Origin of the sequence: Arthrobacter sp. U41 (genome assembly GCF_001750145.1) — a bacterium.
In the GTDB taxonomy this organism is placed as follows: Bacteria; Actinomycetota; Actinomycetes; order Actinomycetales; family Micrococcaceae; genus Arthrobacter.
In genome coordinates this window covers 249,415-268,196 of record NZ_CP015732.1, presented here as the reverse complement: position 1 = coordinate 268,196, position 18,782 = coordinate 249,415, and the positions used below count along the sequence as shown (strand labels likewise).

Below are 18,782 nucleotides of genomic sequence, written 5' to 3'. Positions count from 1 at the left end.
TTCGTTAGGGCTCAGTTGGCTCCGGCTGTCCCGCCGGCGGGCAAGAAAGAATGGTGACGTCATCGGGGCTGTATGCGCCCTGTGCCCGACCCCGCCCCCGCGCTCGGCGTCGCGGACCCGGCGGACCCGGCGGTTTAGGGCTCCCGCGGGTCCCGGCGGAAAAGGACGGCCGTAATGTCGTCCAGGATGACGGCCTTCCCCCGCCTGTCACACAATTCTTTAATGGCTATGTCCGGGTCGTCCGCGGTCCGGCAGTCCGCCATGGCTTCGGCGAGCCCGTGGAGGTCGCCGCCGTGGAGGTCGAGGAGGCCATCGGTCGGAACCAGGAGGGCGTCGCCGGGAGAAAGTGCCAGGGGGCGCAGGTCCCAAGTGGCGCCGGGGACCAGCCCGAGGGGCGGTCCGGTCGGCGGCAGCCGCTCGACGGTGTCGTCGGCGCGCAGGATGTGGGTCAACCCCTGGCCGGCGTCCGCATAGAGGCCGGCGCCGGTTGCCGGGTCGATTGCGGCGTGGAAGACCGTCGCGTAGGAGCCGGCACGGGCCAGGGTGTCCTCAAGTTGACTCGCCACGTCCATGAGGAGGCCGGACGGGTCCGCATTCCAGCCGGTGTTGACGAAGGCGGAATGGGCGGCCCCGGCGACGAGACCAGGACCGATGCCCTTGCCCATGGCGTCGCCTACCGTGATGCGGAAGTGTCCGGACCCTGTAGTGCCGAGGTCGTAGAAGTCCCCGCTGAGCCCGAAGGCGGGATAAAAGCACGTTGCCAGCGAGTACCCGGCCGGGGCCGGCGGAGTGACCGGCAACATGGCCTTTTGAGTGCGGGCGCCATGGTCGATGTCCCACGAGAGGTTCATCTCACGCTGGATGATTGCGGTGAGGTCCTCAAGGATTTTTTGCTGCTCCGCACCGAAGGACCTGGGCGACTGGTCGATGATGCAGAACGTCCCGACGTGGGCGCCGCCGGGGCCGGTGAGGGGATGGCCTGCATAGAACTTGATGTGGGGGTTGCCCGTCACATGCGGGTTGTCCCTGAAACGATCGTCGGTGAGGGCGTTCTCCACGATCATGGTTTCAGAGGACTTGATCGTCTCCGCGCAGAAAGTATCAGGCCGGTCCGCCCCGCGGGACACCGTGCCTACAAAAGACTTCAGGTACTGACGGTTCTTCTCGCCGATAAGAGAAATGCTGGCGGCGCTGACCCCAAAGAGATTCTGCGCCAGCCGCGTGATCCGGTCGAAGCGCTCTTCGGAGGGTGTGTCCAGCAGGCCGGTCCTCGAAAGATCCTCCAGCCGCGCCCACTCCGGGGCGTCAGGACCCCGGAGGCTGCGGGGGGATAGCTGTTCCGTGCTTGTCATCCGTCCTCCAACGAGTGGCCGTGGCCGTGCCGGCTCCACAGTGGACGCTCAACCTCGAACGAGTTTACCGCCCGCCGCATAGCTGGATGGAACATCGCGGTGACTTTCTCCCCTGTTGCCGTCCGCTGAGGGCGGTCCAAGGTGAGACGCAAGGACCCGCTTACGAAGGCGGGCTTCCCCGGTCGAGAACGGCGCGCCGATCACCTGCCCGTCCCGGTTATCGGCGCGCCGGTTGAGGCGCTGACCTGAAGCGGAGCGAGAAGGATGGCGAGGCGCTGCTGGCGAACATCAAAGCCCAGGTGGAGGGAACCGCGGCCTGACAAACGGGCAGCCCCTCCGGCTGCGCCCTAACCGACAACACCCCGCACCTGCGGCGGCAGATGCGGGGGTGCCGTCCTGCGGTTCGAGCTGGGCGGCCGGCTGGCTGCTGTCAGCTGACCTTGGACCCGGCGAGGATGGCGTCGATCTGGCCAAGGGCCTGCATCATGCCCTCTTCCATGCCCATGGCGAGAACCTTCTCCAGCGCATCGGCGGAGTCAAAGGTAGACACCATGGTCATTCGGGTGCGGTTGTCGATTGCCTCCAGCTGCATCACGGCGTGGCTCGTGCCCATGCTGGGAATCGGGTCGCCGTTCGCGTCGGCGAAGCCGTCATCGAACTCCAGCCGGTGGGGAGGCTCGATGGCGGTGAACCGCCACCAGCCCCGGCTCTTCTCACCCCCGGGCCCGGTCATAAAGTAGCTGGCCTTGCCCCCGGACACGAAGTCGTGGCGGTCGAAGGTCGCGGGCCAGGTGGGTGGACCCCACCAGCGCTCGAGCTGGCGCGGGTCTTCCCAGATCTGCCACACCCGTTCGACGCCGGCGTCGAACTCGGCGACGACGGTGAAGCTCAGGGCTTCGGCATTCTTCTGCGAACTGATTACGGTCATGACGGAACTCTTCCTATCCCTCTGCGAGAATGTCTGCGATCCGGTCAGCCCGCTGCCGCCAGATCGTCTCGTATTCGTCGAGCAGCCGTCGAGCTCGTTGTAGTCCGTCGTGATGGGCCCGCACGATCTGCTCCCGTCCGCGCTTTTCCTTCGTAACGAGGGAAGCGCGCTCCAACACCGCCACGTGCTTTTGTACGGCGGCGAAACTCATGGCGTAATGCTCCGCCAGCCCTGACACCGAATACTCACCGGCCGTCACCCGGGTGACGATGTCCCGGCGGGTGGCATCGGCGAACGCCTGGAACAGGCGGTCAAGGTCAGCATCCCGAATCTCATATACAACCATTTGGTTGTAGAATAGTCCGCCGGTTCCGCGGTGTCAATGGGTTTCCGGCGGGCTACTTGGCCATCCCGGGATGCACCGCCACGAACTCGATCCTGTTCACGGGCTGGACCGTCTTTTTTGGTGCCCGGGAGTAACCCTTGGCGTCCAGGTGGTTCTCTGCCCGGTAGACGGCGAGGGCCTCGTCGTAGATCGCGTTGAGCTGCTCGCCGGTGAACTCCTCGGAGGATCCATCACTGAAAGTGACGGACACAACGGTGCTGCCCGGAAGGTGCCGCTTCATGCGGACGAAGCCTTCGGCGTCCTGCTGGAGATTGATCAATGCGGTCCTGCTTTCGTGTGGGGGGAGCTCCAGTCTCCCGCACCTTCGTCGGAACGTTGGCACGCCGCAGTCCGGCCATATGTAGGGCCCGAGTGGAAGGCCCCTCTGCGAGGAGCCTTCCGTTGCTTCCGGGCTATACCTTCTCGCGGGTCCGGTCGGCCGTCGCCGGTTCCTCGACGGTGAATTCCCTGCTGCGGCGGGGAAAGGCCCAGAACTTGAAGCCAAGCGCTTCCACCCGGGGCTCCGGGCGCGCCTCGGTTTCCTTTGGTTCGTCCTTGTTGATGTCCCGCCGGAATTCCCTGTTGTACGGATAGCACATCACTGACCTCCTTACCGTGACTGCCCTTTAATCCTCCTCCGCATGCATCCCTTCGTCGAGACCTCTTGTATCCGCCGGAACGCCGGGGGAAGCCCCCGCTGCCGTGACGAGCCTTGTCGTGACGAGCCTTGTCGTGACGAGCCTTGTCGTGACGAGCCTTGTCGTGACGAGCCTTGTCGTGACGAGCCTTGTCGTGACGAGCCTTGTCGTGACGAGCCTTGTCGTGACGAGCCTTGTCGTGACGAGCCTTGTCGTGACGAGCCTTGTCGTGACGAGCCTTGTCGTGACGAGCCTTGTCGACACCCGATAGCGTCCGGCGGTGTCCACGAGGCAGAAACGGTTGCCCCTGGGATCGGCGAGAATGACGTAGTCCGCGTCCGCGGGACGCCTGCTCCATTCCGCGCTAGCCCTCGCTGAGGAGCCGGTCGGTGGCCGGATCGGGCAATCCGTGGAAATACTTCGCCAGGACCTCCTGGAAGACCTTCTGCTGCGGGTCCGCCCGGAGGAAGAGTGTCATGGAGGAGTGCAGCTTACGCTCGTCGATGCCCCCGAAGATCTGCCCCGCGGTACGTCCTTCCAGCCCGGCCACAACGCCCGCGCATTCGACCAGCCGCGGACCCAGCACCGGGTGCCGCAGATAGGCCTTCGCCTCATCCAGGGAGGTCACGGCATATTTCCGGGCGGTCGGGCTCTGCCCGAGCCCGGCGATCTGCGGGAAGACAAACCACATCCAGTGGCTGCGCTTGGAACCCCCGGTGAGCTCGCCGACGGCGTGCCGGTAGGTTCCGCCCGAGTCCTGGGCCGTGACGAACCGCTCAAGATTGTAAGGATCGTCCACTGTGTCCTCCATGGTTCCCATGCCGTCTCGGCGCCGACCGCCGGCCGTGGATCACTCCTCGAAACGTGCCGAGACGTCAGTGTCGCCGGCGATGGAGGCCACGACCGCTGCCGCGACGTCACGGATCTTCATATTCCTGTTGTTGGAGGTATTCCGAAGGATCTTGAAGGCGTAGTCCCTCCCGCAGCGGTTCTGGGCCATGATTGCCCCGACCGCCATGTCGATGATGGTCCGCGACTGCATTGCGGCTGCCAGGTCGTCCCGGGAGTCGCTGAGCCGTGAGATCCGCAGGGCCAGCAGGAGGGCCCGGGCGGCGTCGGACGCGAACTGCTGCGCATAGGCATGATCCCCGGAAGAAAACGCATCGGTCCGCGGCGAGTAGAGGTTGACGACGGCGGAGTTCTCCTCGTCGAGAACGAGGGGGAACCGCAGGGTGCTGGCGGATCCCTGGCCGGTGCTGCCCACTTCCGCGGTAGGTTGCTTCCGCAGGTTGACGGTGATTCCGCAGGACACCGGGCGTTCCGGACGGGACAGTTCCTCCGCCGCCAGGTCGGCCAGTTCGGCCAGGAACTCGTCCAGTCCGGAGCCCATGCCTGCGCTGTCCAGTACGAGATCAAGCAGCGCGCTGGCGCTGCCGCCGATGGTGTGCGACGTCGACGAAACGGCGCGGTTGCCACTCATGGCTGCCCCCAATTCCCGGCCGTGCCGTGAGCAAACGGCGGCCTTCTTCCATCCTATTCCGGGGGGTCGGCCGGCGGTAGTGCGGCGCCCTGCAGGATGTCCGCGGCAATGGTGTGGAGCCTGGTGTCGGTGGCCCTGGAGGCCAGATGCAGCAGTTCCATGGCCCGTTCCCGGCTGCACCGGTTCTGGACCATGATCAGCGCGACGGCAGCGTCGATGATGGCGCGGGATTTCAGCGCGGAGCGGAGATGCTCGGGATAGATTTGCGGGGGGTGGACTTTGAGCGCCAGTCGGAGGATCCGGGAGATGGAGGCGGCATGGCGCTCCACCTCCGCGACTGTTGCCTCGTCAAAAACGCCGCTGGTGCGGGAGTAGCAGTTCAGGGCTGCGGCTGAACCCGGATCGGTAGCGATCGGCACGGCAAGGACCGAGCGGATGCCCTCGCCGGAGACCGCGGAAGCGTAGTGGTCCCAGCGGTCGTCATTCGCCACATCGGGAACCAGGACGGTGGTGCCTTGCCGCAAGGCCGTCAGGCAGGGTCCGTCGTCGAACGTATATTGCTTCTCGTCCAGCAGTCTTGCGTCCTCGCCGCTGCTGGCGACGGTGGCCGGAGTGCCGTCACGTTCCACCGTGATGGCACAGAGCATCGGTTCGGTACCGCCGAGGAGGGTTGCCGAGATGGTGGTCAGGCCCAGAAGAAACTCGGTGAACCCCGGACTTTCCAGCAGGAGATCCTGCAGTTGCTCGGGTGATGGAGATGCGCCGGTACCGGAAACCATGCCGGCCTCAATCCTGGGTTCGCCTGGGCGTCGGTGACGCGCCGGCTCGGCGGTTGCGAACTCTTGATCGCCCGCAACCCAAATAGCGAAACCTAAGGACCCGTCAAGGCTGAGATCAAGCTACTCCTGACACTACTCTGTGCGGTGGGCAGCGAATACACGCGCCTCGGGCCGGCCCGCCGTATGCTTGTATCCTGCGGCGATACGCGCCGGCTGGCGTCCGGCCAGTATGGACCCCGAGGTGAATATGAGCGTGGAACTGCCGCTGGCTGACGAGATCACCGCCGTTTTCGCCCGCGCCTCGAGGCTGCTGCTGACGGAAGATACGGTGGCCCACGCCCTCCGGCTGATCACGGATGCGGCCACGGCGGCGATTCCCGGCGCGATCGGCGCCGGAGTGAGTCTGATCGCCGGTTCGGGCCTGCGGCACACGACTGCCGCATCCGACGCCGTTGTGGCTGAAGCCGATGCCCTCCAATATGAGCTCGAGGAAGGCCCGTGCATCACCGCCTGGGCGAGCGGGGAAACCGTCCTGGTCGAGAATCTGGCCGCGGAGCAACGGTGGTCGCGCTGGGCGCCCGCCGCGGCAGCCCTGGGCATTTCCTCGTCGGTGAGCTGCCCCCTATTGTCCGGGGATCTCGCGCTGGGAGCAGTCAAGGTTTATTCGGACGGCGGACATTCCTTTGGCAACGGCACGGTCCGATTGGCCGAGCTTTTTGCTGAACAGGCCACGCTATTTGTCATACACTCCCACGCCCGCGAGGCGGCCCTGACGCTGAGCGACCGCTTGCAGGAATCGCTCGCGCAACGGGACACGATCAGTATGGCCAAGGGCCTACTGATGGCCCGAAAAGGCGCCAGCGAAGAAGCGGCGCTCAGGGATTTGATGATGCTGTCGCGGCAGGCAGGGAAGCCCCTGGCCCAGGTCGCGGCAGAACTGCTGGCTGCGGCCAGGCCCTTCGAAAACTAAGCACAGGACGACGGCATGGCCTTGGGCGACGAGGAGAGGGAACAACGGCGGCGATTCGCCGAGTCGCTTCGCCATGCCGACGTCAGCATCGAGGAGCTCTGGCTGAGGTACTTCACGCTCGGCGGCCACGCCGGACAATTCGAGGTCGAGGCTTACATCCACGGCGCCATGGCCCTGCCGGCACTGCAGCGCGACGTCCTTGCCCACGCCCTGAACGAACGCCTGGATGAGTTGTACTCCCGGTCGCCGCGGGCGCCGTACAGCGAGCCCGCCGATGACCCCGATACGGGAACCGGCGACGAGCCCGGGGACGGGCCTGAAAAGGTGTCAGACGGCGGCTGAAGAGTCCTGCCCTGATGGTCCTGCCCGGCTCCGTGGCGTGGTTGTCCGGGGTGCTGGGAGCTTCCTGGAAAAGCACCCCGGCGGTGCAAGGATTAGTGCATGTCCTTTTTTGATGATCTTCCGGCACCGCCGGATCGGGCCCAGCCGTACTGGACCACCCCGGACCGGGCTGGCGGATGACTGGGACGAGCAAGCCCCTGGCCGGCAGCGTCCGGATCCGGGTGCTGAGGGCCTCCGACGCAGAACTGATGTGCGCGGCCTACCTGCGAAACCGGGAACACCTGGCGCCCTGGGAGCCGCTGCGGGCCGAGGAATTCTTCACCGTCGAGGGCCAAATGATGAGCGTTCAGTCCAAGCTCACCCTGTTCATCGCCGGATCCGATGTTCCGTGGGTCCTGACGGACGGTGAAGCGATTGTCGGGCTGATGACGCTCAGCGGCATCGTCCGCGGGCCGTTCCTCAGCGCCCACCTCGGGTACTGGGTGGACAAGGACTACAACGGGCGCGGGATCGGCTCCGCCGCGATCGCTTTCGCCGTCACCACGGCGCGGGACGAGCTGGGCCTGCACCGGCTGCAGGCCGCGACCCTCCAGCACAACGCCGCCTCGCAGAAGATCCTCAAACGCGCCGGCTTCACGGAGATCGGCGTGGCCCCGGCCTACCTCAACATTGCCGGCGACTGGCAGGACCACATCCTCTACCAGCGACTGCTGTATTGAGACCGTCCGTTGTCTTGCGGGGCGGAATCCCGGCCAAGGCCTGTGCCGCCGCGGCCGTGCGAGACTCTTCTGGTGACTGACGAATCCTTCGGGTCCCTCCACCACGTCGAGCTGTGGGTGCCGCACCTTGGCCGCGCCAGGGTCGAATGGGGCTGGCTCCTGTCCCGGCTGGGCTACCAGGCGCACCAGGACTGGCCGCGCGGGTGCAGCTGGCGGCGGGGGCCGACGTACATCGTCGTCGAGGAATCCCCTGCCATGAGCGGCCGGACGCACGAACGCACCGCTCCCGGACTCAATCACCTGGCCTTCAGCGCCGGAACAAGGCAACAGGTCGATGCCCTTGCGGCGGACGCCGCCGGGCAGGGCTGGCGTGAGTTGTTCCCGGAGACGTACCCGCACGCGGGCGGCCCGGACCACTTCGCCGCCTACCTGGTGAATTCGGACGGCTTCGAAGCCGAGCTGATCGCTACCGGCTGACGCCGGGCCCGCGGGTAATGCGGAGTCTGCCCCTGCGGGCGGTGATCCGGGTACGTTGAAGCCATGAGCATTTATCTGGTCGGCGGGGGCCCCGACACCGTGACGACTCCCGCGATCTTCGACGAGTTCATGGCGGAGGTCCGGGAGCGGGCCGGGGGCAGCAGGCTGCCGCGGATCGCGGTGGTACTGGTTGACCGCGAAGGAAGCGCCAAGTACTTCCTGCCTGCCTACCTGGATGCCCTGCAGCACCGGACGCCGTGCGAGGTGACCACGGTCCTGCTTGGCCCGGAAGGGCCCGTGGATCCCGGGATGTTCGACGGCGCCGACGCGATCGTCGTCGGCGGGGGCCCGACGCCCGTTTACCTGGCGGGCCTGCGGAGTGCCGCGGCCGTCATCCGCCAGGCGGTTGCAGCGGGCGCCCCCTACCTGGGATTCTCCGCGGGGGCCATGATTGCCCCGGAGCGCGCGATTGCCGGCGGCTACCGGATCCGCGGCGCCGAGGTGTGCCCGGAGGAGGCGTCCGAGGGGCTCGCCGAGGTGGAGCTCCACGACGGGCTGGGCCTGGTGCCCTTCGCCGTCGATGTCCATGCCGCGCAGGCCGGCACGCTGGGCCGCGCCGTCGCCGCCGTCGTGCACGGCATGGTCGACAAGGCGGTGGCAGTCGACGAGAATACGGCACTGGTGCTGCCGCATGCGGACCCGCGGGAGCAGCGGGTGATCGGCACCGGCAACTGCTGGCTGATCCGCGGTCCCGGACCCAAAGCCGCCGTCTCGGTGCTTGGCAGCATTGTTACCCGCGGGTAACATAGTCCCCATGCATCTGCTCCTCCGCACGCTTGTCCTGCTGTTCACCTCCTCCCGCCGCTCCCCGCTGAGCATCTGGGACACCGCGTCGCTGCCCCTGAAGGTCCTGCCGACCGACATTGACATTGCGATGCATGTCAACAACGGCATGTATTTCTCCCTGATGGACCTGGGCCGGTTCGACCTGATGGCTCGCAGCGGGACCTGGAAGGCCATGCGCCGTCGGGGATGGAGCCCCGTGGCCGCGGGGGAGACCATCGCCTTCCGCCGCTCGCTGCACCTGTGGCAGCGGTACACGATCGAGACGAAGATCGTCGGCCTTGACGAAAAAGCCATCTACTTCGAGCAGCGCATGGTGGCGGACGGGGAAATCTACGCCCGGGCCTTCATCGCCACGCGGCTGGTCAGCAAGGGCAGGCCGGTCAGCCAGGAGGACATCCTCCGGGAGTTCGGTGCGCCGCCGGCGGACCTGGAACTGCCCGAATGGATCCATGAATGGCGCGAGACCAACGCCCTGCCCGGTGCACGGCGGCCGGCGCCGCACGTCTGGGCCTGAACCGGTCCGGCCCTGAGCCGGTCCGGCCCTAGGTCCCCACGTCCCGCCTGCTCAGCGCCACCGCGCTGAGCGCCACGAGGGCCGCCGAAATTCCCCACAGCCAGCCGGCGGCTGCCCAGTCCGCGCCGTTGGCCAGCGGGGCGTTGCCGTAGGCCCAGCTGTAGGGCGAGAGGTTCAGCAGCCAGCCGACGTCGCTGCTCTGCCGGCCCACCGCGTTGAACACATAGCCCAGGACCCCGACGCCGGCGCCTGCTGCCACTCCGTACGTTTTCCGCCCCGTCACCGCGCCCGCGAACAGCGCCGTGCTGCCCGAGAGCATAATCAGCCCGGCGAACAGCACCGAGGCGCCCAGGAGGTGCTCCGGCCTGATGTTCAGCTGTGCGGAATCGTTCAGCAGCCGGATCAGCGCGAACACGAGGGCCGCGAGAAGGAGCACCCGCAGCAGGATGGCCAGCGTCCGCTCCAGGACCAGCTGCGTCCGGGTTACCCCGTGCGCCAGGGTGAGTTCCAGCTGGCCTGATTCCTCGTCCCCGCCCACTGCCGCCGCTCCCCACGCCACCGAGGCGATCGTCATCAGCAGGAAGCCGATCAGCCCGAACATCGTAGCCTGGGTGTAGCCGGGTCCCGAAGTGATCTGGTCGTAGTTGAGGGCTTTGATCATCTCCGGGGGGAAGGCGTCCATCACGCGCTGCATCTCCGGGCTTGCCCCGATGGAGGGGTAGAGCGGCAGGTAGATGAAGATCGTCGCAGTGAGTCCGGCCGCCCACCCGAGGGTGGAACGCCAGGAGTCCACGAACGCCCGCGTGAACAGCGGCAGCGGCTTGCTCATGCCCCGTGCCGTTTCCGGCGGCGGCGTCCTTTGCCATCGGCCCCGCTGCCGTTGCCGTTGCCGCGGATCGTGCCGTACAGCTCAAGCACGGAGGCCTCAAGATCGGGCTCCTCCAGCACCAGCTCGGTGAGCTTGAGGGAGGCCAGGACCTGAAGCAGCGGCTGGATCGCGCCGCCCAGCGTGGCCGACAGCTCGACGCCGTCGCCCGCCGGAAGCACCTCCAGGTGCCCGATCCCGGGCACCCGTGCCAGCAGCGCGCCGGCGTCGGCCGCCGAAATTCCGGTGGCGGTGAACCGTACGTGCCGCACCGCTCCTTCCCGCAGGCTGGCCACGGTGGCGACCGTGATGATCCGGCCATCGCGGAGGATGGCGACCTTGTCGGCGGCCTGCTGGACCTCACTGAGGACATGGGAACTGAGGAAGACCGTCTGGCCGTTGCCCTGGGCCTCCCGGACCATGGTGAGGAACTCCTGCTGGACGAGCGGATCCAATCCGCTGGTAGGTTCGTCCAGCACCAGCAATTCGGGATCATGCATAAAGGCCTGGACGAGCCCCAGCTTCTGCCGGTTGCCCTTGGAGAGCTTGCGGGTGTGGCGGTCCAGATCCAGTCCCAGCCGCTCGGCCAGGGCATCGATCCGGCCGGGCCGGACCGGGCCGCTGATGTCCGCGTAATGCGACAGCAGCCTGCGGCCGGTGATCCGTCCCTCCATGAACAGTTCGCCGGGGAGGTATCCGATCCTGCGCCGGAGCGCCGGGCCCGCCGTCCGGGGGTTCTCGCCGAGCACCGTCGAGCCGCCGGCGGTGGGCCGGATGATGTCCAGCAGACACCGCATGACGGTTGTCTTGCCCGCCCCGTTGGGGCCGATCACGCCGAAGACCGAGCCTTTCTCGATGCCGAAGCTGATGGCGTGCAGCACTTCACGGTGGCCGAACGACTTGGTCAGGGAGTCGACAGTGATGGCACGGCTGGCGGTGTTTCCCGGGTCTGGGGGCATGGCGCCGATGGTAGGCCCTGGCAAGGGCACGGGCTAGGGTCCTAGGCCCCCGGGCCGGATGGCAGAGCGCGCCGGGCGCCGTCACATGGCTGTGCCAGCAGCGAAATGCAGGGGACAAGCCGGGGCGGCTCGCGTACCGTTGACCCATGGCTACCGTAAACATTACAGGTGAAAAGTTCGCATCTACCGTTGAGGACAATGACATTGTCCTCGTCGATTTCTGGGCCGAATGGTGCGGCCCGTGCAAGCAGTTCGGACCCACCTATGCCGCAGTTTCCGAGAAGCACCAGGACGTCGTCTTCTCCAAGGTGGACACCGAGGCTGAGCAGCAGCTCGCCGCCGAGGCCGGCATCACGTCCATCCCGACGCTGATGGCGTTCCGCGAAAAGGTGCTCGTGTTCTCGCAGCCGGGCGCCCTGAATGCCCAGCAGTTGGAGCAGGTCGTTGACGCCGTCAAGGCCCTGGACATGGAGGAAGTCCACGCACACGTGGCCCGGTCCCAGGCCGAGGCTGCCGCGGCGGCCGGCAAGCAGGACGGCAGCCAGATCCCGGAGGCCTAAACGCCCCTGACCCACCCCACAGCAACGCGGGGTCACTTCCCGCCCATAATCTTCCGATTTATGGGCGGGAAGTGACCCCGCGTTGTCTGTGTTCGTTGTCTTGGCCCGAGGGCGCGGCTAGAGCTTCACAATCTTGACCGGCTCGGCCAGCAGGGCGCTGAGGGACTCGTTGAGGTCCTGGACCGCGGTGCCCTTCGAATGCTTGTCCAGGTCTTCCTGCGAGGCCCACCGCTCGGTCAGCACCAGCCTGTCCTCGCCGGCCTCGGTGAGCTCGTACCGGATGCAGCCGGGTTCGTTGACCACCTCGTCGATGGCGATCTCCAGCGCGAGCTTCACACGGAAGAACTCGCCGTCGTTGGGGATGAAGATGGCCTGAAGGTCAATGGGTGCGCTCATGGTTTTTACAATACCGGGCCGCGGCTTTGTGTCCCGAAAATTTCCTAGGACATCCAAGCTTTGGTCTTTTTTTGCGGGCCGAGTGTTGGTAGCGTCACATCATGCTTGCATACACAGCCGGGGACACTGACGTCCCGCTGCTCGAGGAAACCATCGGCGACAATTTCGAACGGATCGTGGCCAGGTTCCCTTACCACGACGCCCTGATCGAGGCCGCGGCAGTGCCGGGGGAAGAAGCCCGGCGCTGGAGCTACACAAAGCTGAACGACGACGTCGACCGCCTGGCCCGCGCGCTGCTGGCCCTCGGCGTGGCCAAGGGGGACCGGATCGGCATCTGGAGCCCCAACTGCGCCGAGTGGACCATCCTGCAGTACGCGACGGCCAAGGCGGGGGCGGTCCTGGTCAACGTCAATCCCGCCTACCGGAGCCATGAACTGGAGTTTGTGGTCAAGCAGAACGGCATGCGGATGCTGGTCGCCGCGCCCTCGGACCGCAACAGCGACTACACCGGGATGGCCAGGCAGGCGCTGGCGGAATGCCCGGAGCTGCGCGAACTGGTGTTCCTGCCCGACGCCGGCCAGCCCGCCCTCACGGCCGGCGTTCCCGCGAACGAGTCGGAGCGGACCTTCGCGGAGCTGCTCAAGCGGGCCGACGACGTCGCCCATTCGGCCCTGAAGGCGCGCATGGCCGAACTGGACCCGCACGACGCGATCAACCTGCAGTACACCTCCGGCACCACCGGCTTCCCCAAGGGGGCCACACTCTCGCACCACAACATCCTGAACAACGGCCACTCGATCGGTGAGCTGCTGGAGTACACCGAGCATGACCGGGTGGTGCTGCCGGTGCCCTTCTACCACTGCTTCGGCATGGTGATCGGGAACCTGGCCGCCCTGAGCCACGGCTGCGCCACCATCATTCCGGGCCGGGGGTTCACCCCGGCCGCGGCGCTGGAAGCGGTGCAGGACTTTGGCGGGACCTCACTGTACGGCGTGCCCACGATGTTCATCGCCGAACTCGCCCTGCCGGACTTCGCCTCCTACGACCTCTCCACCCTGCGCACCGGAGTGATGGCGGGTTCGCTGTGTCCCATCGAGGTGATGAACCGCGTCATCTCGGACATGAACATGGCGGACGTGGCCATCTGCTACGGGATGACGGAGACCTCCCCGGTGTCCACCATGACCCGCAGTGTGGACACCATGGCCCAGCGCACCCAAAGTGTCGGGCGGACCATGCCGCAGCTGGAAAGCCAGATCGTGGACCCGATGACCGGGGACGTGCTGCAGCGCGGCGAGATCGGCGAACTGTGCACCCGCGGATACTCCGTGATGAAGGGCTACTGGAACCAGCCGGACAAGACCGCCGAGGCGATTGACGCCGATGGCTGGATGCACACCGGCGACCTGGCGCGGATGGACGAGGACGGCTACATCGTGATCGAGGGCCGGATCAAGGACATGGTGATCCGCGGCGGCGAGAACGTCTATCCCCGCGAAATCGAGGAGTTCCTGTACACACACCCCGACATCCAGGACGTTCAGGTGATCGGGGTGCCGGACGCCCGGTACGGCGAGGAGCTGATGGCCTGCGTCATCCTCAAGCCCGGCGCCGCGCCGCTGGACGCCGCCGGCCTGGCCGCGTTCTGCCGCGGGAAGCTGGCGCACTACAAGATCCCGCACTATGTGGACGTGCGCGAGAGCTTCCCGATGACCGTCTCCGGCAAGATCCGCAAGGTGGACATGCGGCAGGAAGCAGTGTCCCGACTCGGCCTCTAACTCCAACGCGGGGTCACTTGGCGCCCATAAATCCCCCGGGATGGGCGGTATCTGACCCCGCGTTGCGGCAGGAAGCTCGGGCCTGTGGATAACCTCTGCACCGGCGTGGCTTCGAGGCCACAATGGAGCCCATGGTCCGCATTTCGCCGCTCCCCGAAAGCCTCGCCCAGACGCCGTTTACGGTCTATGAGTCCCGCGGGCTGGGGGTTTCGGCCAAACGCCTCCGGGCGCGTGACCTGGCCGACGGCGGCCGCCTCATCTACCTGCCCGCCGGTCGGCAGCTGGAGATCATCGAGCGTGCCCGCGTCCTGGCCGCCGCCACGCCCGGCGCCTGGGTCTCGCACGAAACAGCCGCCGTCCTGACCCTGCTGGGACTGCCGCCCTGGCTGGGCAGCTGTGCCACCATCCACCTCAGCAAACCCCATGAGCTTCCCCGCGTCCGCCGGGCCGGAGTAACGGGCCACCGCGTGCGGTCCAACCCCGGGGAGCTGACCGACGTCGACGGCATCCCCGTGACGGCGCCGCCCCGGACCTGGCTGGATCTGGCTGCGGTTCTGCCGCTCAACTACCTCATCGCCCTGGGCGACCAGATCATCCGCCGACCCCGGCCCGGCCTCGAACAGCGGTCCGAGCCATATGCCGACAAGGACGGGCTGCGGCTGCTCGTCCGGCAGCATCCCAACATGAAAGGTGTCGAGAAAGCCCGACTCGCCCTCGACGAGATGCGGGTGGGAGCCGATTCCTTCCCGGAAACCTTCCTGCGGCTGGCCCTGCTGGACGCTCGGCTGCCTGAGCCGGAGCTTCAGGTGAAACTCGATCCGGACGATCCGCGCTCGCCGGCTGCAGACCTGGGCTACCGGAGGTGGCGGATCGCCATCCAGTACGACGGCGCCCACCACCTCACGCGCGAACAGCAGTCCCGGGACTACCGGCGGGACGAAGCGTTCCGCCGCGCGGGTTGGGCGTATTTCAAAGTCAACGCCGATGACCTGGCCGAGGATTTCGAGGGCGCCATCGGCCGGATCAAAAGGGCTCGGCTCCCTCGTTCCTGACCCCCTTCAAAGCAACGCGGGGTCACATCGCGCCGGTAAAGTCGCCCGGGATGGGCCGGAAGTGACCCCGCGTTGGTAGTGGGGGGAGGTCCGGGAGGTCCGGGAAGTCTGGGAGGTCCGGGGCCCCGGAGGTCCGGAGGGTCCGGGGGCCCGGGGCCCGGGGCCCGGCCCCTGAACGGCAGTGCTAGTGGCCGCGGTGGTCCTGGATGGTTATCCGGGGACCGAAGGTCGGTTTGCGGAAGCCGCTGAGGCCGATCATCCGGACCACGCGTTGACGGTGCCCGGTCCACGGGGCCAGCAGCCGCAGCATCCCGGCGTCGTCCGTCCGGCGGCCGGTCAGCGCCGCGCCCACGTACGCCGCCAGGTGGTAGTCGCCCACCGCAATCGAGTCCGGGCAGCCGTGGGTGCGCTGCACGACCTCCGCGGCGGTCCACACGCCGATGCCGGGAATGGTCTGCAGCTTCGCGGAGGCCTCGGCGGCCGGGAGCACGGCAAGCCGTTCCAGCGCGGCGGCGGATCGCAGCGCGCGCATGACGGTCGCCGAACGCTGGGGACCCACCCCGGCCTTGTGCCATTCCCAGCTCGGGATGCGCAGCCACTGATCGGGGGTGGGCTGGACCATCAGGTTGGCCGGCGCAATGGTCCCGGCGCCGGGGGCCGGGGTCCCGAAGCGGTACATCAGATAGCGGTAGCCGCGCCGGGCCTCGATCACGGTCACCTTCTGCTCCAGGATCGTGGGAACGAGGGAATCGATCAGCCGGCCGGTGGCGGGCAGCCGCACGGCGAGGTTGCGGCGTCGGGCCTCAATAACCATCCGGGGGAGCGTGGCCTGGAACGCGGGCTCGTCAAAGCCGGACCAGTCGTCGTCGCGGCCCAGCATCCGCGGTGCGGAATCGACGGCGGCGGCTGCGCCCGGTCCCCAGGCCTGGACATCGACGGCCGGGTCGTCCCGCCGGCCGTCGGCGGCGAGACGGAGTGTGGCCGGGCCCGCGGGCGTCGTGAATCCCAGCCAGAGGCCGTCCGGCATGGTGCGGATGGACGGATCGCCGTGCCCCCGCAGGAGCGTGCCGACCGTCCGGGACAGGTCGAAAGGACCGCCCGGGTGCCACCGCAGCGAGGCGTCCGCCGCGGCAGCCAAGCCGGCGGGAACGTCTGCAATGGTCATCCGACCATGATTCCACGAACGCCTGACAGCGGCCGTACCGCCGGGACGTCCCGTGCGGGCCGTTGGGCCCTTAACCCCGGGCGCCGGCCGGGGCTAGACTCCGGCTGTGGCGTGGACGCCCGCGCCTGCCCTTGGGCCCCGAATCCCTCTTCCTAGGAGAATGTGATGGCTGGTGGAGTAGTGCATTTCGAGATTCCCGCGGACGACGAGAACCGCGCACGCGAGTTCTACCGTTCGGCCTTCGGCTGGGACTTCCAGGTCATGCCGGAGATGCAGTACAGCCTGGCGATGACCACGCCGCCGGACGACCAGGGCCGGCCCTCGGTGCCCGGGTCCATCAACGGCGGCCTGTTCAAGAGGGAAGGGGAACTGACCTCCTCGGTGGTCACCGTTGACGTGGATGACATCGACGCCGCGCTGGAGAAGATCACGGCGCTGGGCGGATCGACGTTCCGGGGAAAGATGGAGGTTCCCGGGATGGGCTGGAACGCCTACTTCAAGGACTCCGAGGGCAACATCGTGGGCCTGTGGCAGAACGCGGCACGGGACTAAAATCTCCCTGTGGGCGTGGAGCGCCCACGCCCTGGCTGCAGAGGAAAAGGTGACTCAAATGGCTGGACGCGTTGTGCATTTCGAGATCCCCGCTGATGACGAGGAACGGGCGCGGGAATTCTACAAATCGGCTTTCGGCTGGACCATCAACACCATGCCGGACATTGGTTACAGCATGCTGATGACCACACCCACCGACGAATCCGGCATGCCGGCGGAGGCAGGCTCGATCAACGGAGGAATGTTCGCCAGGGAAGGCGAGCTGAGGACCCCGGTCATCACGGTGGATGTGGAGGATATCGACGCGGCACTGGAGAAAATCGGAAGCCTCGGGGGCAGCACTGTCCAGCCCAAGCAGGCCGTGATGGACATGGGCTTCGCGGCCTACTTCCGGGACCCGGAGGGCAACATCCTTGGCCTCTGGCAGAACGCGGCCCCGGCGGGGGAACCGGCCGGCACGGCGGCAGCAATGAACGACATCGGCGCCTAGACAGCGGCGGTGGGGCGCCCGCACTGCGCCTCGGCGTGCCCCGGGGCCGCCCCCGACGGGCGGAGACGGTAACTTTGTACCTATGAAGTACGCCCAGTCCGTTCTGGACCTCATCGGCAATACGCCGCTCGTCAAGCTGCACCACGTTACCGACGGCATCGGGGCCACGGTCCTGGTGAAGCTGGAATACCTGAACCCCGGCGGTTCCATCAAGGACCGCATCGCGGTCAAGATGATCGAGGAGGCTGAACGCACCGGCAAACTCCTGCCCGGCGGCACCATCGTGGAACCCACCTCCGGCAACACCGGCGTCGGGCTGGCCCTCGTCGCCCAGCAAAAGGGGTACCGGTGCATCTTCGTGGTGCCGGACAAGGTCGGCGAGGACAAGCGCGCCGTGCTCCAGGCCTACGGCGCCGAGGTGGTGGTGACGCCCACCGCCGTCCCCCCGGACAGCCCGCAAAGCTACTACGGTGTCTCGGACCGGCTCGTCACCGAGATCCCCGGCGCCTACAAGCCCGACCAGTTCTCCAACCCGGCCGCCCCGGCCAGCCACTACGAATCCACTGGCCCGGAGATCTGGCGCGACACGGACGGCCGGATCACGCACTGCGTGATCGGCGCCGGCACCGGCGGCACCATCACCGGCACCGGTCGGTACCTCAAGGAAGTCTCCGCCGGACGCGCGGAGTCCGACGGCGGCGTGGTCAAGATCATCGGCGCCGACCCGGCCGGTTCGGTCTACTCCGGGGGCACCGGCCGGCCGTACTTCGTCGAAGGAGTCGGCGAGGACATGTGGCCCGCCAACTACGACAAGTCCGTCCCGGACAAGGTCATCGCCGTCAGCGACGCCGATTCCTTCGAGATGACGCGCCGGCTCGCCCGCGAGGAAGGCCTGCTCGTGGGCGGCTCCTCCGGGATGGCCGTCGTCGCCGCCCTGCAGGTCGCCAAGGACCTGCCGGAGGACGCCGTCGTCGTCGTGATCCTGCCGGACTCCGGCCGCGGCTACCTGGCGAAAATCTTCAATGACCAGTGGATGCGCTCCTACGGCTTCCTGGCCAGCGGCGACGAGGCCTCCGTGGGAGAGATCCTCAAGGCCAAGACCGGGGAAATGCCGGACCTCGTGCACATCCACCCCAACGAGAGCGTCCGCGATGTCATCAACATCATGAACGAGTACGGCGTCTCGCGCATCCCGGTGCTGTCCCAGGAGCCGCCGGTGGTGATGGGCGAGGTCCTCGGCGCCGTCGACGAACGCACCCTGACCGCGAAGCTCTTCCGCGGCGAGGCCAAACTCTCGGACAAGGTCTCCGAACACATGGAGGCCCGGCTGCCGGTGATCGGCTCGCTGGAATCGATCTCGACCGCCCGCGAGCTCCTCTCCGACGCGGACACCCTGATGGTGACGTTTGTCGGCGCCCCGGTGGGGATCCTCACCCGCCACGACCTGCTCGCCTACCTGAGCAACTGACCCCAGCAACTGACCCGGGGACCGGACCGCCCTCCCGGGGGCGTCCGGCCGCCGGCCGAAAGGAACG

At 67.2% G+C, this 18,782-nt stretch carries 25 protein-coding genes; 12 read left to right on the top strand and 13 right to left on the bottom strand.

Annotated features, from left to right (window positions below):
- Nucleotides 1-134: 134 nt before the first annotated feature.
- The 9 genes from ASPU41_RS01330 to ASPU41_RS01290 all read right to left on the bottom strand — a co-directional run bounded on the left by ASPU41_RS01330 (nucleotide 135) and on the right by ASPU41_RS01290 (nucleotide 5,562).
- Nucleotides 135-1,352, bottom strand: a complete 1,218-nt coding sequence (locus tag ASPU41_RS01330; RefSeq protein WP_069949380.1) for a GAF domain-containing SpoIIE family protein phosphatase — start codon at nucleotides 1,350-1,352, stop codon at nucleotides 135-137.
- Nucleotides 1,353-1,782: 430 nt separating this feature from the next.
- The gene (locus ASPU41_RS01325; protein WP_069949379.1) at nucleotides 1,783-2,280 is read right to left on the bottom strand and encodes an SRPBCC family protein; all 498 of its coding nucleotides are present in this window, start codon (nucleotides 2,278-2,280) and stop codon (nucleotides 1,783-1,785) included.
- A 13-nt stretch (nucleotides 2,281-2,293) separates the two neighbouring features.
- Nucleotides 2,294-2,626: an ArsR/SmtB family transcription factor gene (locus ASPU41_RS01320; protein WP_069949378.1), complete on the bottom strand. Its 333-nt coding sequence runs from the start codon at nucleotides 2,624-2,626 to the stop codon at nucleotides 2,294-2,296.
- 52 nt (nucleotides 2,627-2,678) lie between these two features.
- Nucleotides 2,679-2,945, bottom strand: a complete 267-nt coding sequence (locus tag ASPU41_RS01315; RefSeq protein WP_069949377.1) for a hypothetical protein — start codon at nucleotides 2,943-2,945, stop codon at nucleotides 2,679-2,681.
- Nucleotides 2,946-3,078: 133 nt separating this feature from the next.
- A complete protein-coding gene (locus ASPU41_RS01310) occupies nucleotides 3,079-3,264 on the bottom strand; it encodes a hypothetical protein (RefSeq protein WP_069949376.1) in 186 nt (61 codons plus the stop codon).
- A 27-nt stretch (nucleotides 3,265-3,291) separates the two neighbouring features.
- A complete protein-coding gene (locus ASPU41_RS22940) occupies nucleotides 3,292-3,591 on the bottom strand; it encodes a hypothetical protein (protein WP_197515727.1) in 300 nt (99 codons plus the stop codon).
- A 76-nt stretch (nucleotides 3,592-3,667) separates the two neighbouring features.
- A complete protein-coding gene (locus tag ASPU41_RS01300; protein WP_069952395.1) occupies nucleotides 3,668-4,102 on the bottom strand; it encodes a DUF1810 domain-containing protein in 435 nt (144 codons plus the stop codon).
- 51 nt (nucleotides 4,103-4,153) lie between these two features.
- Nucleotides 4,154-4,783 carry an ANTAR domain-containing protein gene (locus ASPU41_RS01295; RefSeq protein ID WP_069949374.1) on the bottom strand — a complete coding sequence of 210 codons (630 nt, stop codon included), beginning with the start codon at nucleotides 4,781-4,783 and terminating at the stop codon, nucleotides 4,154-4,156.
- A 53-nt stretch (nucleotides 4,784-4,836) separates the two neighbouring features.
- Nucleotides 4,837-5,562 (bottom strand): GAF and ANTAR domain-containing protein, encoded by a 726-nt coding sequence (locus tag ASPU41_RS01290; protein WP_069949373.1) that lies wholly within the window; start codon nucleotides 5,560-5,562, stop codon nucleotides 4,837-4,839.
- A gap of 253 nt (nucleotides 5,563-5,815) precedes the next feature.
- Here ASPU41_RS01290 and ASPU41_RS01285 point away from each other — a divergent pair, with 253 nt between their 5' ends.
- The 6 genes from ASPU41_RS01285 (at nucleotide 5,816) to ASPU41_RS01260 (ending at nucleotide 9,430) form a co-directional block, all read left to right on the top strand.
- The gene (locus ASPU41_RS01285) at nucleotides 5,816-6,532 is read left to right on the top strand and encodes a GAF and ANTAR domain-containing protein (RefSeq protein WP_197515725.1); all 717 of its coding nucleotides are present in this window, start codon (nucleotides 5,816-5,818) and stop codon (nucleotides 6,530-6,532) included.
- A gap of 15 nt (nucleotides 6,533-6,547) precedes the next feature.
- A complete protein-coding gene (locus ASPU41_RS01280) occupies nucleotides 6,548-6,874 on the top strand; it encodes a hypothetical protein (protein ID WP_069949371.1) in 327 nt (108 codons plus the stop codon).
- 176 nt (nucleotides 6,875-7,050) lie between these two features.
- Nucleotides 7,051-7,593: a GNAT family N-acetyltransferase gene (locus ASPU41_RS01275; protein WP_069949370.1), complete on the top strand. Its 543-nt coding sequence runs from the start codon at nucleotides 7,051-7,053 to the stop codon at nucleotides 7,591-7,593.
- Between the two features lie 72 nt (nucleotides 7,594-7,665).
- Complete coding sequence (locus ASPU41_RS01270) at nucleotides 7,666-8,070, top strand: VOC family protein (protein ID WP_069949369.1); 405 nt, start codon at nucleotides 7,666-7,668, stop codon at nucleotides 8,068-8,070.
- Nucleotides 8,071-8,133: 63 nt separating this feature from the next.
- Nucleotides 8,134-8,874, top strand: a complete 741-nt coding sequence (locus tag ASPU41_RS01265; protein ID WP_069949368.1) for a Type 1 glutamine amidotransferase-like domain-containing protein — start codon at nucleotides 8,134-8,136, stop codon at nucleotides 8,872-8,874.
- A gap of 10 nt (nucleotides 8,875-8,884) precedes the next feature.
- Nucleotides 8,885-9,430 (top strand): acyl-CoA thioesterase, encoded by a 546-nt coding sequence (locus ASPU41_RS01260; protein ID WP_069949367.1) that lies wholly within the window; start codon nucleotides 8,885-8,887, stop codon nucleotides 9,428-9,430.
- A 28-nt stretch (nucleotides 9,431-9,458) separates the two neighbouring features.
- Here the strand turns inward: ASPU41_RS01260 and ASPU41_RS01255 are convergent, their stop codons facing one another.
- A complete protein-coding gene (locus ASPU41_RS01255; RefSeq protein ID WP_069949366.1) occupies nucleotides 9,459-10,259 on the bottom strand; it encodes an ABC transporter permease subunit in 801 nt (266 codons plus the stop codon).
- Complete coding sequence (locus ASPU41_RS01250; RefSeq protein WP_083266291.1) at nucleotides 10,256-11,254, bottom strand: ABC transporter ATP-binding protein; 999 nt, start codon at nucleotides 11,252-11,254, stop codon at nucleotides 10,256-10,258. Before ASPU41_RS01250 ends, ASPU41_RS01255 begins: the two co-directional genes overlap by 4 nt.
- Before the next feature lie 146 nt (nucleotides 11,255-11,400).
- Between ASPU41_RS01250 and trxA the strand changes: the two genes are divergently transcribed.
- Nucleotides 11,401-11,814, top strand: coding sequence for a thioredoxin (gene trxA, locus ASPU41_RS01245; protein ID WP_069949365.1), 414 nt, complete (start codon nucleotides 11,401-11,403; stop codon nucleotides 11,812-11,814).
- 117 nt (nucleotides 11,815-11,931) lie between these two features.
- On the opposite strand, the gene ASPU41_RS01240 is transcribed toward trxA, so the two are convergent.
- Nucleotides 11,932-12,210 carry a putative quinol monooxygenase gene (locus ASPU41_RS01240; protein ID WP_069949364.1) on the bottom strand — a complete coding sequence of 93 codons (279 nt, stop codon included), beginning with the start codon at nucleotides 12,208-12,210 and terminating at the stop codon, nucleotides 11,932-11,934.
- Between the two features lie 101 nt (nucleotides 12,211-12,311).
- On the opposite strand from ASPU41_RS01240, the gene ASPU41_RS01235 reads away from it, so the two are divergent.
- Both ASPU41_RS01235 and ASPU41_RS01230 read left to right on the top strand, forming a co-directional pair.
- Complete coding sequence (locus ASPU41_RS01235; protein WP_069949363.1) at nucleotides 12,312-13,988, top strand: AMP-binding protein; 1,677 nt, start codon at nucleotides 12,312-12,314, stop codon at nucleotides 13,986-13,988.
- 131 nt (nucleotides 13,989-14,119) lie between these two features.
- The gene (locus ASPU41_RS01230) at nucleotides 14,120-15,040 is read left to right on the top strand and encodes an endonuclease domain-containing protein (protein ID WP_069949362.1); all 921 of its coding nucleotides are present in this window, start codon (nucleotides 14,120-14,122) and stop codon (nucleotides 15,038-15,040) included.
- Nucleotides 15,041-15,224: 184 nt separating this feature from the next.
- Here the strand turns inward: ASPU41_RS01230 and ASPU41_RS01225 are convergent, their stop codons facing one another.
- Nucleotides 15,225-16,205, bottom strand: coding sequence for a DNA-3-methyladenine glycosylase family protein (locus tag ASPU41_RS01225; protein WP_069949361.1), 981 nt, complete (start codon nucleotides 16,203-16,205; stop codon nucleotides 15,225-15,227).
- Nucleotides 16,206-16,370: 165 nt separating this feature from the next.
- Here ASPU41_RS01225 and ASPU41_RS01220 point away from each other — a divergent pair, with 165 nt between their 5' ends.
- The 3 genes from ASPU41_RS01220 (at nucleotide 16,371) to ASPU41_RS01210 (ending at nucleotide 18,715) form a co-directional block, all read left to right on the top strand.
- Nucleotides 16,371-16,757, top strand: a complete 387-nt coding sequence (locus ASPU41_RS01220) for a VOC family protein (protein WP_069949360.1) — start codon at nucleotides 16,371-16,373, stop codon at nucleotides 16,755-16,757.
- A gap of 58 nt (nucleotides 16,758-16,815) precedes the next feature.
- A complete protein-coding gene (locus tag ASPU41_RS01215) occupies nucleotides 16,816-17,247 on the top strand; it encodes a VOC family protein (protein WP_069949359.1) in 432 nt (143 codons plus the stop codon).
- 82 nt (nucleotides 17,248-17,329) lie between these two features.
- Entirely contained in the window at nucleotides 17,330-18,715 is a 1,386-nt protein-coding gene (locus ASPU41_RS01210) for a cystathionine beta-synthase (RefSeq protein WP_069949358.1), read from the top strand.
- The last annotated feature ends 67 nt before the right edge of the window (nucleotides 18,716-18,782 follow it).

What these genes read in the sequence shown, in the direction of transcription:
- ASPU41_RS01330 (WP_069949380.1), bottom strand. Translation starts at nt 1,352, where the DNA reads ATGACAAGCACGGAACAGCTATCCCCCCGCAGCCTCCGGGGTCCTGAC.
- ASPU41_RS01325 (WP_069949379.1), bottom strand. Translation starts at nt 2,280, where the DNA reads ATGACCGTAATCAGTTCGCAGAAGAATGCCGAAGCCCTGAGCTTCACC.
- ASPU41_RS01320 (WP_069949378.1), bottom strand. Translation starts at nt 2,626, where the DNA reads ATGGTTGTATATGAGATTCGGGATGCTGACCTTGACCGCCTGTTCCAG.
- ASPU41_RS01310 (WP_069949376.1), bottom strand. Translation starts at nt 3,264, where the DNA reads ATGTGCTATCCGTACAACAGGGAATTCCGGCGGGACATCAACAAGGAC.
- ASPU41_RS01295 (WP_069949374.1), bottom strand. Translation starts at nt 4,783, where the DNA reads ATGAGTGGCAACCGCGCCGTTTCGTCGACGTCGCACACCATCGGCGGC.
- ASPU41_RS01290 (WP_069949373.1), bottom strand. Translation starts at nt 5,562, where the DNA reads ATGGTTTCCGGTACCGGCGCATCTCCATCACCCGAGCAACTGCAGGAT.
- ASPU41_RS01280 (WP_069949371.1), top strand. Translation starts at nt 6,548, where the DNA reads ATGGCCTTGGGCGACGAGGAGAGGGAACAACGGCGGCGATTCGCCGAG.
- ASPU41_RS01275 (WP_069949370.1), top strand. Translation starts at nt 7,051, where the DNA reads ATGACTGGGACGAGCAAGCCCCTGGCCGGCAGCGTCCGGATCCGGGTG.
- ASPU41_RS01265 (WP_069949368.1), top strand. Translation starts at nt 8,134, where the DNA reads ATGAGCATTTATCTGGTCGGCGGGGGCCCCGACACCGTGACGACTCCC.
- ASPU41_RS01260 (WP_069949367.1), top strand. Translation starts at nt 8,885, where the DNA reads ATGCATCTGCTCCTCCGCACGCTTGTCCTGCTGTTCACCTCCTCCCGC.
- ASPU41_RS01255 (WP_069949366.1), bottom strand. Translation starts at nt 10,259, where the DNA reads ATGAGCAAGCCGCTGCCGCTGTTCACGCGGGCGTTCGTGGACTCCTGG.
- ASPU41_RS01250 (WP_083266291.1), bottom strand. Translation starts at nt 11,254, where the DNA reads ATGCCCCCAGACCCGGGAAACACCGCCAGCCGTGCCATCACTGTCGAC.
- trxA (WP_069949365.1), top strand. Translation starts at nt 11,401, where the DNA reads ATGGCTACCGTAAACATTACAGGTGAAAAGTTCGCATCTACCGTTGAG.
- ASPU41_RS01240 (WP_069949364.1), bottom strand. Translation starts at nt 12,210, where the DNA reads ATGAGCGCACCCATTGACCTTCAGGCCATCTTCATCCCCAACGACGGC.
- ASPU41_RS01235 (WP_069949363.1), top strand. Translation starts at nt 12,312, where the DNA reads ATGCTTGCATACACAGCCGGGGACACTGACGTCCCGCTGCTCGAGGAA.
- ASPU41_RS01230 (WP_069949362.1), top strand. Translation starts at nt 14,120, where the DNA reads ATGGTCCGCATTTCGCCGCTCCCCGAAAGCCTCGCCCAGACGCCGTTT.
- ASPU41_RS01225 (WP_069949361.1), bottom strand. Translation starts at nt 16,205, where the DNA reads ATGACCATTGCAGACGTTCCCGCCGGCTTGGCTGCCGCGGCGGACGCC.
- ASPU41_RS01220 (WP_069949360.1), top strand. Translation starts at nt 16,371, where the DNA reads ATGGCTGGTGGAGTAGTGCATTTCGAGATTCCCGCGGACGACGAGAAC.
- ASPU41_RS01215 (WP_069949359.1), top strand. Translation starts at nt 16,816, where the DNA reads ATGGCTGGACGCGTTGTGCATTTCGAGATCCCCGCTGATGACGAGGAA.
- ASPU41_RS01210 (WP_069949358.1), top strand. Translation starts at nt 17,330, where the DNA reads ATGAAGTACGCCCAGTCCGTTCTGGACCTCATCGGCAATACGCCGCTC.